At 41.1% G+C, this 13,744-nt stretch carries 13 protein-coding genes; 1 reads left to right on the forward strand and 12 read right to left on the reverse strand.

The window, feature by feature from the left end:
- Positions 1-71: 71 nt before the first annotated feature.
- Positions 72-2,174, forward strand: coding sequence for a hypothetical protein (locus A3GG_RS0110420; protein ID WP_018359233.1), 2,103 nt, complete (start codon positions 72-74; stop codon positions 2,172-2,174).
- A 208-nt stretch (positions 2,175-2,382) separates the two neighbouring features.
- On the opposite strand, the gene A3GG_RS0110425 is transcribed toward A3GG_RS0110420, so the two are convergent.
- The 12 genes from A3GG_RS0110425 to A3GG_RS0110485 all read right to left on the reverse strand — a co-directional run bounded on the left by A3GG_RS0110425 (position 2,383) and on the right by A3GG_RS0110485 (position 13,740).
- On the reverse strand, positions 2,383-3,075 hold the full coding sequence (locus A3GG_RS0110425) for a hypothetical protein (RefSeq protein ID WP_156808732.1): 693 nt from the start codon (positions 3,073-3,075) through the stop codon (positions 2,383-2,385).
- Positions 3,076-3,371: 296 nt separating this feature from the next.
- Positions 3,372-5,096, reverse strand: coding sequence for a fimbrillin family protein (locus A3GG_RS0110435; RefSeq protein WP_018359236.1), 1,725 nt, complete (start codon positions 5,094-5,096; stop codon positions 3,372-3,374).
- 93 nt (positions 5,097-5,189) lie between these two features.
- On the reverse strand, positions 5,190-6,395 hold the full coding sequence (locus A3GG_RS0110440) for an InlB B-repeat-containing protein (RefSeq protein ID WP_156808733.1): 1,206 nt from the start codon (positions 6,393-6,395) through the stop codon (positions 5,190-5,192).
- Positions 6,396-6,476: 81 nt separating this feature from the next.
- Positions 6,477-7,694, reverse strand: a complete 1,218-nt coding sequence (locus A3GG_RS0110445) for a hypothetical protein (protein ID WP_018359238.1) — start codon at positions 7,692-7,694, stop codon at positions 6,477-6,479.
- A 41-nt stretch (positions 7,695-7,735) separates the two neighbouring features.
- The gene (locus A3GG_RS0110450; protein WP_018359239.1) at positions 7,736-8,230 is read right to left on the reverse strand and encodes a hypothetical protein; all 495 of its coding nucleotides are present in this window, start codon (positions 8,228-8,230) and stop codon (positions 7,736-7,738) included.
- The gene (locus A3GG_RS0110455) at positions 8,227-8,754 is read right to left on the reverse strand and encodes a hypothetical protein (RefSeq protein ID WP_018359240.1); all 528 of its coding nucleotides are present in this window, start codon (positions 8,752-8,754) and stop codon (positions 8,227-8,229) included. Before A3GG_RS0110455 ends, A3GG_RS0110450 begins: the two co-directional genes overlap by 4 nt.
- Positions 8,751-9,215: a hypothetical protein gene (locus A3GG_RS0110460; RefSeq protein WP_026215784.1), complete on the reverse strand. Its 465-nt coding sequence runs from the start codon at positions 9,213-9,215 to the stop codon at positions 8,751-8,753. Before A3GG_RS0110460 ends, A3GG_RS0110455 begins: the two co-directional genes overlap by 4 nt.
- A gap of 24 nt (positions 9,216-9,239) precedes the next feature.
- Positions 9,240-11,375 carry a hypothetical protein gene (locus A3GG_RS0110465; protein WP_018359242.1) on the reverse strand — a complete coding sequence of 712 codons (2,136 nt, stop codon included), beginning with the start codon at positions 11,373-11,375 and terminating at the stop codon, positions 9,240-9,242.
- A gap of 7 nt (positions 11,376-11,382) precedes the next feature.
- On the reverse strand, positions 11,383-11,931 hold the full coding sequence (locus A3GG_RS0110470; RefSeq protein WP_018359243.1) for a DUF3575 domain-containing protein: 549 nt from the start codon (positions 11,929-11,931) through the stop codon (positions 11,383-11,385).
- 99 nt (positions 11,932-12,030) lie between these two features.
- Positions 12,031-12,483 carry a TraQ conjugal transfer family protein gene (locus A3GG_RS0110475; RefSeq protein WP_156808734.1) on the reverse strand — a complete coding sequence of 151 codons (453 nt, stop codon included), beginning with the start codon at positions 12,481-12,483 and terminating at the stop codon, positions 12,031-12,033.
- A 132-nt stretch (positions 12,484-12,615) separates the two neighbouring features.
- A complete protein-coding gene (locus tag A3GG_RS13500; protein ID WP_018359245.1) occupies positions 12,616-13,158 on the reverse strand; it encodes a hypothetical protein in 543 nt (180 codons plus the stop codon).
- A gap of 66 nt (positions 13,159-13,224) precedes the next feature.
- Positions 13,225-13,740 carry a hypothetical protein gene (locus A3GG_RS0110485; RefSeq protein ID WP_018359246.1) on the reverse strand — a complete coding sequence of 172 codons (516 nt, stop codon included), beginning with the start codon at positions 13,738-13,740 and terminating at the stop codon, positions 13,225-13,227.
- Between the last annotated feature and the right edge of the window lie 4 nt (positions 13,741-13,744).

Consider the following 13,744-nt stretch of genomic DNA (forward strand, 5'->3'; position numbering starts at 1 on the left):
GGAAAACTACAAGTATGAGATGACCGTCGATCCCTGGATACAATACAATAACAGTTTGATGAACTTAAAAAATGAAGACAAGAGTTACACTAATCGCAAGTCTTGGACTGGCTATGGGAATTATCGCTACTGGATGTAAGAGCGGAAAAGAAAGACCTGAGCACCCAACTCTACCTAAAGAAATGGTCGGAGTGCAATCAATTACACACGAAGGGGTGGTGATAAACAATAAGATTGTTAAGTCTTGGAAAAACAACGATGTAATCCACTTCTGGGCAAAGGGGAAGGTCTTAAATGCTCCTATTCCTTTTGATATTGTAAGAAATGAAAGCGGTTGGAAGCTCCGCAAGAATATTACCAACAAGGAGATAGTAGAAGCCACCTCTATGGTAGCAGCCTTTCTCCCAGAAGGCGCAGGCATACTAGAGGTCCATTCTCATGGCTTCACACTAAAGCCCACCCCGATGAGAGACAAGCAGGTCGATAACTGGAAAGTATCTTCTTTTTATACAGACTGTTTAATAGACAAGGGAGATACAAAGATCTCAGCGATTAACGCTAACCTCAAAAGCCCTTATAGACAACTACAGCTAATTGTCCAGAATAGCAGATGGGAGCAAGAGGTTGTCAATATTACAGTCACAATAGAAGGCTCTCTCTCCAACGCTACCTACACTCAAAAAGGATGGGAGGGAGACAAAATGCCTATCACACTCACTTATTCTGAAGAGAAAAAGAAATGGAAAAGTTTAGAGGCAGACACCCTCTTTCTGCCTTTTCCTTCTGTCAACAAGAATATAAAGGCAACGATTTCCTATACTAATTCCAATGGAGAGAAAACAGAAACAATCTCTACAAAAGGTAACTCTATAACTTTCACATTGGTTCCCGAAGAGACCGTTAACCCTTCACTGAATTTTACCCCTCCCATTGACGCAGCTTATTGGAAGAAGGCTAATCAAGACGCTTATAATCTAATTACCTCCAACTATGCAGGTGAGTACACAGAGGATGAGGCTCGAAATATTGGCTGGAATCAAGTCCGCCCACGTGTAGATGAGGTTATGTGTTCCAAAACACTCTATAAAGATGATGTAAACCTCATTGAATGGCATGATATAATGAAGGAGGCTCAAAAAAGCGACAAACGTGACTGGGGGTACGCTTTGGGGTTAGAGACGCTAGAGGGAACTCTTGTCGAAGTATATCCACCTCAATACCACGAATTAGCTGGTGGAGGCACATTAGGAATGGTCACATCTGGATACTATTATATAACTGTACCGGCAGGCAAGTATAGGCTAGTTCTATTTGTTTCATATCCAGAAGCATGGGCAGGAAAAGAGGGAGCTCAGAAGTGGTACAAGCTACCAATGCTTGACGCACTTACAGGATACGAATGCCTAAACGGTCCAGCAACAGAGGAATATCAAAAGAGATACCTAGAGCCTGTACCGATGAAGAAAAGTCCTTATAAGGATATGGACATCATAGAAGTGGTGGACAGAAATACCAATCGACTAGTCGCTCCTCGATGGTATATGGGGTATATCTATACCGGATGGGATGCCTATAACAAACATGATTACTTGAATAAGGGGAATTTTTGTATTCATAAATATGCAAAAGGAGATGTCCTGGGGGTTACAGCTGTAAATACCACTAATCAGCATCTCCGAGGAACTGTGGTCGCAAAAGCAGAGTATCTGCCGATGTTTAATCCGATTGGACAATGGAGACTAGATCAAACGGCAGCCCATAATCCACTAGGGATATTGAGTGGTAAGGATGGCCGATATTACAGCACCAATTGGAGTAGAGAAATAGGCAGAACAGAAGTAACCATTCGACCAAATAGCGAAAAGAAAATTGCAATAGAGATACAAAACATCGAAAGGAATAAGATTGGCTCAATCCTTTGGACGGAAATGGGAGGCAGAAGCGGAGAACACCTCGGACCAGATTACTACATTCATTTCTATTGGGTAGATGAGAAGGGTAAAGAAACGATGATGATGAGAATGGACTATCCGATGATGAATAGAATGCAAGAAAGAGGATACGGCAACATACACAATCGGAATCTTGATTGGTGGGATAAAAGTCTTCTATCTCAACCACTCGACGAAAGACCTGCGTTTGTAATGTTTGCTAATGGATTTGACCTTTACTAGTGAACCTTTACTGCGTTAACCAAGAGCAACATAAAAACAAACGACCGAACAGACCTAAAAACTATATTAAGGTTTTATATATAAATAGGGAACTAGGAGGTGTTTCAAAGTTCTATTTGAAGCACCTCCTAGTTTACATGATTAGTAAAATTACGTTTTTTGAGTATTTATACCGTCTCTCCAAGCTATAGGCTTAACAATATAAAGCTTAATACCCAGGGATCCAGCGAGGAGCCTTATGCCAAAAATCTAATCCTCTTTTATAATTAGCGACTGTACGATTCTTTTTGTAGACCGCAACATAGTTATTTTCATATTCCTCAATTGCAGGATTAGGAAATTCTTGATCAACTATGTTGTCTCCGTAATTTCGTGCCTCTTCACAATTACAACTTCCGTAATCTAGGGCTCTTCCACAATACCCGCAGACCTGTTCAATAACAGGATCTAGTGGAGGGAGTTCTGGAAGTTCTAAGCGAGGAGAGAAAAAGTCGTACTTCACCTTTACATAAACCTTATTACACTCCGAACCCTTGTCGGGACGGAAAAGACAAGTAAAAGAGGCTTTAGCCATCTCCTTCATGCCTGGGGCGGACTGAAGGGCTGGCGTCTTGACATAGTCAGGCTGAACGGTAGGTTTATCTCCTGCCCCTCTATGTGTACCCACCTTATCATCGGCATAGCGCCAACTCCATCCTTGAAACACGATATTTTGCGCTCCAAAGAACTTAGTATCAACTTTCACCTCATTAGTATTCAGTTCCGGGTAATGAAATCCACATGAGGTCATCTGCACCACACCATTTCCTCCGAAGGGGCTAAAGTTATAACCATTCTCTCCGAGTACGGTTCGAGTCACCGCACCGGTGTTGACGTCCTCATACTCAACAAGGACCCTCACACCTGATTGCTCAGGCGAAACAGTCACCCCTGGCTTCTCGGGCTCTTGGGGAACATTAGGCTTCTCTCTATTACAAGAGGCAACAGAAATCCAACACTCATGGCGAGGAGAGCGGTAACCGCTACGCCTAGCCTCTTTACATCAATGAATTTAATCATGACAAAACATTATTTAGTTAAACATAATCTATCTAAAGAACGCGCCCTAGACTCACCGCAAAAGTAGCCACTACTAATAGCGTTACCTAAAAGTGGGGTATCGTGGCATGCAATTTCTCGGGAGGAAATGAGAACCTTCTACTCAACATCTATATGTCCCACATTATTCACCAATGATCCTCCAACAAAAGGAGATGGATTCTTAGCCTCATAAGCCCTTCGATATAATATATCACCATCAGCAAGAAGCGGATACTCTTTTCCCAGCTGTAGCCCATGATTGTTAGGCGAATGATAGGTAATCGTAGCACATATGTATGGTAAGAACCTATTCACCCTTGGGTGACGCTTGGTAATAGTATAAGGAACCTCCACCCTATGCGCAGTCATTGGAGGGATAGTGATAGTAGCTTCGCCCACCTGATCTAACCAAGTAGAAGTCTCATCTAATTTAATCTTGGAGTGCGTCTCATAGGGTTGACGTCTATTGTACACCCTTATCATGACCTTTTGCTCTGTTGAAGAATAGTTGTTAAGTATCCACGCAGACTTATACTCTGTATTATACTTAAGAGAGTTCACAGAGACAGAATGAGTCTTCCCTGAAGTCTCTGTTATGTTAAACGCAGAAACAAAAACGTCTTGCCTTGGATGGACTTCAAAAAATTTATCCTCCACGTTATCGTCATACTTTTGGTTAGGCTCATACCAAACATTCTTTCGTCCTTTGAGAAGCAGCTGATACTGGTATTTCCCCGGTTTAGGCACAGATAAATAAAAAGGAATCATAAACCCATCATAATGGAAAGGCTTGATTGAGACCCCAGAATATATAGGAGATTGAGACACGACCTTGCCGTCAACATCCCTAATTAGCAATCTATACTCTAATTCTTCTTCATAATCGATACGGCTATCTAACCAAAACTGAAACACAACACCTGAGTTATTGCTTAAGTTTTTCAAATACTCATGAGTCGTTGTAAACTCATAGTCCGTAAAGAAGATCTCTTCAATCTGAGGGATCGGCAAATCCATCCCTTTCCTTTTTGCTTCTTCTGGAACGAAAATTATCTCTTTACGGTTAAACATGTCCACATTGACATTGTACTCTGTATTACTGCGAACCTTCTTAAACTTGATAGAACTGTAGTGTTCTATTCCATCTATTGTAAGGAAAACCGCTAAGTCGGTATCCTCTTGAGGCATCATATAGTACTCAAAGTCGAAAGTCTTCGTGCTAGAAACAAGCTCTTTGACGGTCTTATTGATTGCTCTTTCTATTGAAGGGCTCTCGTACTCTTTTGTGTTCATACGATTGAATACGCCCTCTTTAAGGTTAAGCCAACCATAAGAATAGCGAGGCACAAACCTAATACTTGACACCTGAGATGAAGAAGGAAAAGAAGAAAGATCAAAGTGTATATTTATCTTCGCTTGTACCAACTTGAAATTGAGCGTCAGAGACTTGCTATTACTTGTCTTCAAATCAACGTATGAATAATATACAGGAGTCTGTTCTTGTTCGGTAATCAAAACAGCTTCATTAACTCGTAGCGATGAAGATGGATATACCGCAGACACATACGAAGGACGATCCACGACAAATTTCTCACCAAGAAGCCAAACATCGCCCTTCTTGGGGACTTTAGTAATTAACAATGAATCTTTACTTTCGGCATCCCAGACAGAGAAATGGATCCCATCTTCTCCTAACACATCAGAAGAAGCTCGTAGAGAGGCAATGGTTCTATTCACCTGCGTTGGCTGTGTTGATAAACCCTCTGGGTAATCAACCTCTTTTTGGCATGAGGCCAAAAAGCACAAGAGAACAGAGAATAGTGTAAAATTTGTCTTGGTCATATATGTTAATTAATCCTTGATTATTATTTCTCCTTTTAATAGTGCTAATGGGGAGTATCACCTCCCCACTAGCTAAATTGTTAAACAGCCTAGTTAATGAACCTCCCCAATAACATTGTACTTAACAGCATCTTGTGAGAAGTTTATCTTAGTCGTTTTTACCACATGACCATTAGCGCGCCAAGTAACATTGGTGTAATCTTTTCGGGTAGAACGAGTATCATTCTTAGTAGCAGAGAACGTTGTATCGTTTCGGTTAAGCCAAGATTCAACATTACCAAACACCTTATCTAAGGGAACCTTTTTAGTGCTTACTACATTTCCATTCTTATAGATATTATAAACAGCATAAACCGTTTCCTTATAAGCACGTTCTTTGGTTTTGAGATCGATAGCTTCACCCTGAGGACGGAACACCAAATTTACCGCTTCAGGTAGAACGACCTTTGTACCATCTTGATACTCATAAGAGTCTGGAGTTGTAGGATTAGATTCGGCTCCATTATAGTAAGAATTTTGTGTGATGGTAACAGTCCTCCAAGTACTTTGACCACCCTTTGTACCATCCTTCCCTACCTTGAAAGTTGCAGTACGTGCACCCTCAGTCTTGCTCTTATGTTCTCCAAAACTGAGACTTATATTACCATTAGAAATGCTTGCATTCAGCCAATTAGCAGATTTTTCTTTTATGTCCCATGCCTTAAAGTTGCCGTCCTTAACAACCCATTTCACGATCTTACCCTCTGCCATCACACCTTGTAGCTGTACTCCAACAGCCGAAGCAGAACTACTAGTTTTATCGCCATTCACTGTAATGGTTTTATCTGAAGGGGCACCATCAATCTTTAGATCCTTATAACCCAAAGCCGCACCATCAAAAGAAGAAAAAACAGCCACCACAGTAACATCTTGTAAGACATTAAAACTAATAGTATGACTCTTGCCATCTCCATTATTCGTTGGACCTAATGCCTCTGTGTACTTCTGCACTTTATTATCCTTTACATAGAAACTGTATAGTTTGTAACCACCTTTGGCTGTAGCTGTAATCTTAGCTTCCTCATTATGATAATAACTTCTCGCTCCTTCTATCGATCCCTTCTCACTTTCTGCGGCCTTCAAATCAAAAGGGCTTAAGGAACCATCCTCTTCAAGATAATACGATTCCGTAACAACCTCGTGCATCTGCTCTTCATTGACAGGCATTTCACGGCTGTTCTTACAACTTGTTAGACTAAGGGCAAATGCCCCAACACAAACACTCATAAAGCCGAGTGCGAGCTTACCTTTCATGTTCATAATCATTAAAATATTAATTGTTATTTGTTATACTCAATTGTGTCGGTTGGGGAAGAGCTAAACTCTCCCCAACCTCCAATACTACTGAATCTCTACGTCAATAACGTGGGTAATAGGCTTCTGACTGATGTTAACAATTGTAGAGTTAACCTCCTTATTGCCCAACTTGAAGGAAACCTTAACTGTATCTTTACGCTCTTCCTTGCCATCGTTTCCTGGTGCAGTATACTCTGTACCATTCTTCTTCAGCCATGGCTGATTAGGATCACCGAACTCAACGGTAATACGCTTTTTCTCCCACTGATCCTTTGGCAACAACTCTCCATCCTTGTAGGTTGGAACAAGCACATAGATAGGTTTCTTAAAGGTCTCATCCTGAGCAGAAAGATCCTTAGTCTCCCCCTTTGGATTAAAGACAACATCAAGAGATTCCTTGAAGTTCACCTTACCTCCCTTGTCATCTACATAGTCAGAATCCTTGTTCACCTCATCATCACCTACATAGTATGATGACTGAGAAACAGTAATCTCGACCCAAGCAGACTTATCGGTCTTGATACCATCCTTACCGACCTTAACCTTAGTTGTACGAGCTGGCTTCTTCTCGTTAAATGGTTGCGCAACTAGAGATAGCTTACCCTCAGTCTTGTCAAAAGACACCTTAAGCCAATCACTTGCAGGTGTAGGACCAACCTGATCCCAAGCCTTGAAGGCTCCGTTTACGACAGTGTAACCTGTGATTACACCTTCACTAGTCTTAATAGGAGCAACCTCTTCACCAACAGCTAACATATCCTTAGATTGTTCAACCTTACCCTCAAGATTAAGAGTAAAGTCCTTATCCTTACCGTCGACCTTAAGGTTCTGATAACCCCTTTCTTCGGCATTCACGTTGCTAAATACAGCAATAAAGGTCATATCCTCTACCACCTTAAAATTCAAGGTTTTCTCCTTTCCGTCAACCTTACCCTTTGCCTTAGTGAAACCACCCTTCTCACTCTTCTCATAAAGTTCATGAAGAGTGTAAGGCTCATTTGCCACAACCTTAAGTGTAACGTCATCATTGTGGAAATACTCTCCATCACCAGTGACCGTAGCCTTATTAGCCTCATTTCCAGTAACAGCACGAAGGCTTGAGGTATAAGGAGACAAAGTCCCATCAGCCTCTTGGAAATAAGCCTCGTAAGAGACCGTCACCTTTTCGTCCACAGGAGCTACTACCTCATTAGTCTTCTGACATGAGCTAAAGCCCAAAACACCTGCCACAAGGGCAGTCAGTCCAAAAAATCTTGTCTTCATCACAAAAAACGATTAATTAAATATTTGTATATAAAACTGTTTTATTTGCCGTCGTCAATACCGACCTCCACACCAGGATCAACCTTTTTCATATAGACATGCATATTAATATTCGATGTAACATTGAACACGAAACTAACAGCATAATTAGAGTTCTCATGCTTAGTACGGCTTAGAAACTCAATCTTATTTGAAGGAAGAATCTTGGTCGATATATTATGTCCTCCATCAAAAGTGACATAATCAACCACCTTCACCTTAGAATTAACTGGGTTAATACCCAACTCGCACTGTTGGTTATGATAGTATTGTCCCAAACCAACTATTCTAGCTCCATTTTGCTCCTTGTCAGCACGAAGATTAATACCTTTATCCAACTTAACGACACTCCCATCGCCATAATGGATATAAGCCTCTACCTCGAAACTCTTTTTTTGAGCTGGACTTGGGCACTCCTTCTCTCGAATACAAGAGGAAAAAAGGAGGGTTGCAATAACCATCAAACCAACAAGTCCCAAAACACCTTTCTCTTTCATTCTTTTCCATTTTCTGTGGCGATGACATTGACAACATTGGGGTTTTTCTCCACGTCCTTTACAACGACATCACCGATTGTTATACTTTCATCCTCTAAATCATCTTTCGACACGAATTTGGCTACAAAAGTCATATCTTCAGAAACAGCGAAGGTCAAGGAACAACTTGTATTTTTTACCTTAGAATAGCCTCCTCCTGAAACCGTTTCGTTAACGAGTCCACGTTCCTTAGTAAACCCACCTCGTTCTGCCTTTTCATACAGAGAGTAGAGTTTATACTTACTATTAGGATAGACAGTTGCTTGTATCGTGACTTTGTCGCCATGGTGATAGGAGCCGCCACCTTTGACTTCCCCTATCCCCTTGGCTTCAGCAACATTAGATCTCATCTCTCCCACACGCTCCCCGTCGACTTCTATCTCTATAGTTATCTTTGGGTTATCATTAGGCGCTTCCTTCTTGACACAAGACGAAAGAAGGAGGAAAAGAGAGAAGAAAACTAATATGTTTTTAAGCACTTTCATTGCACCTCGACATTAACGCTAACCCTCAACTTTCTTTGTAGATAGGCGAACTTCTTTGTTACACCTTTAGCGGTAACCTGTATGACGACAGGTCGCTCTGCATTTGTCTTATTTGCAGGGACACTAAGCACAATATCATCTGCGACCCGCTTCACCACTGTCCCCTCAGGAACATCGAAAGAAGAAACCTCAAAGTCAGTGATAGGCTCCTTTTTAGTGTCAATCTTGACACTACCTTTCCAATAGGTAACTTCGGTATATACCGAAGGATCTAGTTTGAGGTCTCCACCTCGTCCCGGGATCTCTGTAATAGGCACATCTATCACTACCAGCTCCTCTGTGGTGACACAGTCTAAGTCATCGAACATCTTAAAACGCTCCTTAGAACAAGAGACCATAGAGACAGCAACGAGCACCAAAAATAGAGAGTACAAATTCAAAATTCCTCTTTTTAATCTCATAGCTTTATCTAAAATATATTGTTATCAAAAACTCAAATACTCACTGAACAGATTGTACTTCTCAATCAACAGATTTAGCTCTGGATCCATCTGAGCACGATAAATCTTCTTCGTCTCTAGTTCTGCGGATCTATTAAGCGCAGCGAGTCCAGCTTTAATATCACCAAGTCGTACATATAGAATTGCCAACAGGTATTGGACATTAGCATTATCATAACCACCCTTATAGTTTTTCAAGATATTAAGAGCTGCCTTATCATACCCAAGACTCATAAGACTAATCGCATAATTATAGTCATCTGGATAATCCTTTAGGATATTAAGAGCCTCTTTGTAATCTCTATTACGAAGATAGTCTCGTCCCTCATTGTAACGCTCATCAACAACTTGTGTCTCTATCTTCTCCTCTTGCATTTCGGCTCGATGGGTATAGAAACGGAAGACAGTCTTGCGAAGCGAAGGATACAACTCTTCCTTCATCTTATTGTAGACCTCAGGCATCTGCATCCGAAGAGCTTGCTCTCGTTCGTCTTCATTACGATACTTACTAAGCAAGTTCATAATATCTGCAATGCGGATAGGGTTATAACCATGTTGCGCAGTATCAGCAACCCACGCCTGTACACCATCCCAATTTTCACCACCATTAGCGGTGCGGACAGGGAGACGACGTCCTCCGAAGTAGTTATTAGCAAGGAGATACTGACGAAGAGCCTCTGTACGCCTATTCGCCAATTGTTCGTTGTATTTGAAGCCCCCCTCAGGAGAAGCATAACCAACCATTGTTAGAGAGTCCAAGACGAGTGAACCGCCGTCCTCAATATCAAAGATGACATCCTTTATCTTAGCCAACTCTTCTTCATTGCTGCGTAACTCTGGCTGAACTACAGCACTAGCAACCTCAAATTCAATGTCGGCTGAAACCTCTTTGTCAACCTGACGATAGATAGTCTCTAGTTTATAATGAGTAGACTCGTCAAGAAGGTCTACCATAGCGCTCACATTATAGGTAAGCGTGTCACTAGAAGGCACCTTATAAGTAGATAGGTCAATAGCAATAACCTCCCCATCAAGAACGAGCTTGATCTTCTTCGTCCCACTATCCGCCACAAACTCCTGACTGTAGTAGTACTTGAAATCCTCCTTCCCTTGTACAATACTATCAAGGCGTGCTTGGATGCGAGGGAACTTAACGAGCTTATTATACATTGCCTCCTTCTCTTGCTTCTTACGCTCATTCTCAGCTATACGCTTAATATTAGTGTACTTGCGTTCAATCTCCAGAGAGTCCTCTGGGCTCACATGCTTCTTAATAATCTCATCATTCCCCCAAGCGTATTCTGCAAACGACCTTGGAACGGATTGCTTTGTATGATCACGGTACAACCAGTAAGCGGGGAACATCGCCAATAGGCTCGTTTCTGGATCAATAGACATGCGATTTCTCTTCATCTTTCTATTGAAGATCATATAACGCTTATTGATACGATCTCGCCAATCAATCCACTCATTTCTAAAAAGAAGATCTCTTTGCCAAGCGTTATGATACTCCATCTCTAGATCGCTAAGTGCCTTTGCGACACCTTTCTGGTCAATCATCTCCTTCCAGTAGAGACTATCAGGAACTATAGAGGCAAGGAAGGCCTTGTATTGCTGATAGCCTTTCTCCTGCATTCGTAAGAAGTCTGCACCACTCAAAACAAGAGGCTCTAGATTAACAACCTCATCATTATCCTTGAAGGCATTCGGGTAAACCCTTAACTGCCAACGATCATCTATCAAGGTCTTAGGAACGGTAATGATAAAATCAAGATTCACCTTACCATTTCTCTCTACAATATTCTTGATTTTTTGGATGATAGTCACCTGTGGGAGATCCATAGAAGGCATATACTCACCAGTCTCTTCATCCTTTGTAGAGGTAACAACCGTAACCATCTTACCACTATCTAACTCTGCCATAAATGTTGTAGCAGAGTTCTGATCATATAGATTCTCGGGGATTTTATCTTGTGGGATCTCCTTCTGGTTAACAAAGCTAAGACCAAGGCGATTATTTTCTTGCTCTTTCTTTGACAATTTGTTTGTGATACTACCACAAGAAGTGATAATTGCCGTTAGAGCAACTACACTTAATGTTGCTTTCGTTATCTTTTTCATTTATTTATTAGAAGAGATAGACGACAGATAATGCTGCCTTAGTTGGTAATACATAGACGCCTGACTTTTCATCAAGAATCTTTCCACAATTCTTACACTCAGAACGGAAGTAATCAGTCCAAAGAACACTACCTCCTAAAGCAAACTCTAAGTTCCACCGTGGAGAAAGAGGAAGTTGGTAACCAACGTCAACACCGCCACCAACGGCGATACCTTTAACCTTATATCTCATATAACGAGGGATCCCGAGATGATAACCAGCAAAAACACCATGAGCCCCGAAGAACCACCCTCTATAACTTTCCGACAACCAATAGCGAATCTGTGGGCGAACCATTAAATGTTGGATCCTAAACTTTTCGATCCTCCACGGATTTATGGACACATCAGCATGCGCTGACCAATTTCGATTAAGTGTCATAGACACGTCGCCATTTAAGGTCGCTGTAGGAAGTGCTAAAGTGTTCACACTGGCACTGTAGAACTGTGCCTTACTTTCGAGGTGGCAAAACATAGACAAACCCACCGCAACTACACAAAGAAAAAATCGTTTCATCTGTAAAAATTATACTTGTTGAAAAATTAATTTATAACGCAAAGGTCACCCAATTCACACCCTAAACCTCAAAGTGGGGTATCGTGGCATGAAATTCTATCACTTCTTCTCTACCGTAAACTTAAAATTGATGCGACGCTCATTTCCATCACCATCTCTAACGGACACAATCATTTCATGATCCCCATAAGAATAAGGGGTATAGTTAAAGAGAAACATCTTATCCTTACTTATAGGATCTTTCAAGAGGGGCAACATTTTCCAAGCATTGTCTTCCAACCGTGTAAGTTCTTTCCCTAGATAAGCCTTACCATCACCTTTGGCACTAAAGAACTTGAGAACATAGTAATTATCTCTAAGATCTGATTGCTCTTTGAGATATACTTTTATCGCAGTATTGATTCCACTACTTACCGTTTGTCGGTAATCATCATGTCTTAGCTCAAAACCTGTGGTAGTCGCATATTCTATATTAGAGCGACAGGAGAAAGAGATTGCCGTAACAACCCATAGGAGGATTAGTCCTCCAACAATAAACATCAAACGTCTCATATTATATATTACATCAACAGTTAATAATAAATCTAGCACAAAGGTCAGCACTTCAAACCCACTATCCTAGAAGTGGGGTATCGTGGCATACGATTTCTCTGAAGAAAAAGAGAAAGAACCCTCAGACAAAGACTAATCTGATACACTAAGACCTTTTTCGACGTCAAGAGAGACCAACAGATTTTGTCTTTCTCTTCGTTTCTTATAGGTTATTACAACACTAAAATCCTGAGATCCAACAGTAGCAGGTGAGATAAAAACCAAAAAAGAACATTCTTTTTGCTGACCATTATAATCCGCATTAACAAGGCAAGATCGACCCACTCTAACACGGTCTTCTCCTGTAAATCGATTCAACCACCCAATTCCATTAAGTGGATCATAGGATGAAGAGTGCAACTTTCGTAAATCACTCTCCGTCCCCGCCCAAAATACGCTACATCCAGAATAGTTTGTCGCAAAAGACACTCGACACTGAGAAAACTCCTCCTTTGTGAGTCCTCGAACAACTACCCGCCAAAAGGAAGGCTTGCCAAGATAATGCTTAGTAGTTATTTGATGTGCTTCAGCTGACCACGATGTAGGTTCTTTATAGGTCACTGCATTCCAGATACAAGATTGAAGACCAAATACGCACAAAAGACTCAGGAATGTTTTTTTTAATAATGTTTTCATACTACACAATACTATATAATGGTATATATCTAAAAACCAGGATGACGAGCCCTATGACCCCTAATGTTATCGTCGAACTCTTCTTCTCTGCTTTTTTTCGGCTCTGGTAGGACCTTTATTATCATCCAAACAGGTTCTACAGTCTATTCCTCTTTGACTGAGGATACGACATAACGCATCTGTTTCGGTTGAAGATAAAGGTCTTTCCCTAATCAATTTTGCGCCCTCCTTATAATTTCGGTCTATATCAGTAAGAAGAGGCATTAAGAAGTATCTCATTCGTTCTGCCGAACGTACCCCTTGACGGTATAGTTGATTAGCCCTATTAACCATGGTCTTGACATCATTAGGGCTATTGGGATGATTCAGTAAGGCGTCTAATGGATCCCAAGGGATATAATCGTGCATGCGTACAACAATTTGACAAGCAATGTATTTCAACAGCTCGCTCGAAGCATTACTATTGTATGGAATTTGGTACACATCATCCTCAAATTCTGTTTTGAACACAGCCCACAACTCATCCAACGTAGTTTCTGGAGATCTAATACCACGGTGTCTATAAGGATCGTTAAGTATCATATCA

Origin of the sequence: Porphyromonas levii DSM 23370 (genome assembly GCF_000379925.1) — a bacterium.
GTDB classification, from domain to species: domain Bacteria; phylum Bacteroidota; class Bacteroidia; order Bacteroidales; family Porphyromonadaceae; genus Porphyromonas_A; species Porphyromonas_A levii.

Coding starts and splice junctions, on each gene's coding strand:
- A3GG_RS0110420 (WP_018359233.1), top strand. CDS start 72: ATGAAGACAAGAGTTACACTAATCGCAAGTCTTGGACTGGCTATGGGA.
- A3GG_RS0110435 (WP_018359236.1), bottom strand. CDS start 5,096: ATGACCAAGACAAATTTTACACTATTCTCTGTTCTCTTGTGCTTTTTG.
- A3GG_RS0110440 (WP_156808733.1), bottom strand. CDS start 6,395: ATGAACATGAAAGGTAAGCTCGCACTCGGCTTTATGAGTGTTTGTGTT.
- A3GG_RS0110445 (WP_018359238.1), bottom strand. CDS start 7,694: ATGAAGACAAGATTTTTTGGACTGACTGCCCTTGTGGCAGGTGTTTTG.
- A3GG_RS0110450 (WP_018359239.1), bottom strand. CDS start 8,230: ATGAAAGAGAAAGGTGTTTTGGGACTTGTTGGTTTGATGGTTATTGCA.
- A3GG_RS0110455 (WP_018359240.1), bottom strand. CDS start 8,754: ATGAAAGTGCTTAAAAACATATTAGTTTTCTTCTCTCTTTTCCTCCTT.
- A3GG_RS0110460 (WP_026215784.1), bottom strand. CDS start 9,215: ATGAGATTAAAAAGAGGAATTTTGAATTTGTACTCTCTATTTTTGGTG.
- A3GG_RS0110465 (WP_018359242.1), bottom strand. CDS start 11,375: ATGAAAAAGATAACGAAAGCAACATTAAGTGTAGTTGCTCTAACGGCA.
- A3GG_RS0110470 (WP_018359243.1), bottom strand. CDS start 11,931: ATGAAACGATTTTTTCTTTGTGTAGTTGCGGTGGGTTTGTCTATGTTT.
- A3GG_RS0110475 (WP_156808734.1), bottom strand. CDS start 12,483: ATGAGACGTTTGATGTTTATTGTTGGAGGACTAATCCTCCTATGGGTT.
- A3GG_RS13500 (WP_018359245.1), bottom strand. CDS start 13,158: ATGAAAACATTATTAAAAAAAACATTCCTGAGTCTTTTGTGCGTATTT.
- A3GG_RS0110485 (WP_018359246.1), bottom strand. CDS start 13,740: ATGATACTTAACGATCCTTATAGACACCGTGGTATTAGATCTCCAGAA.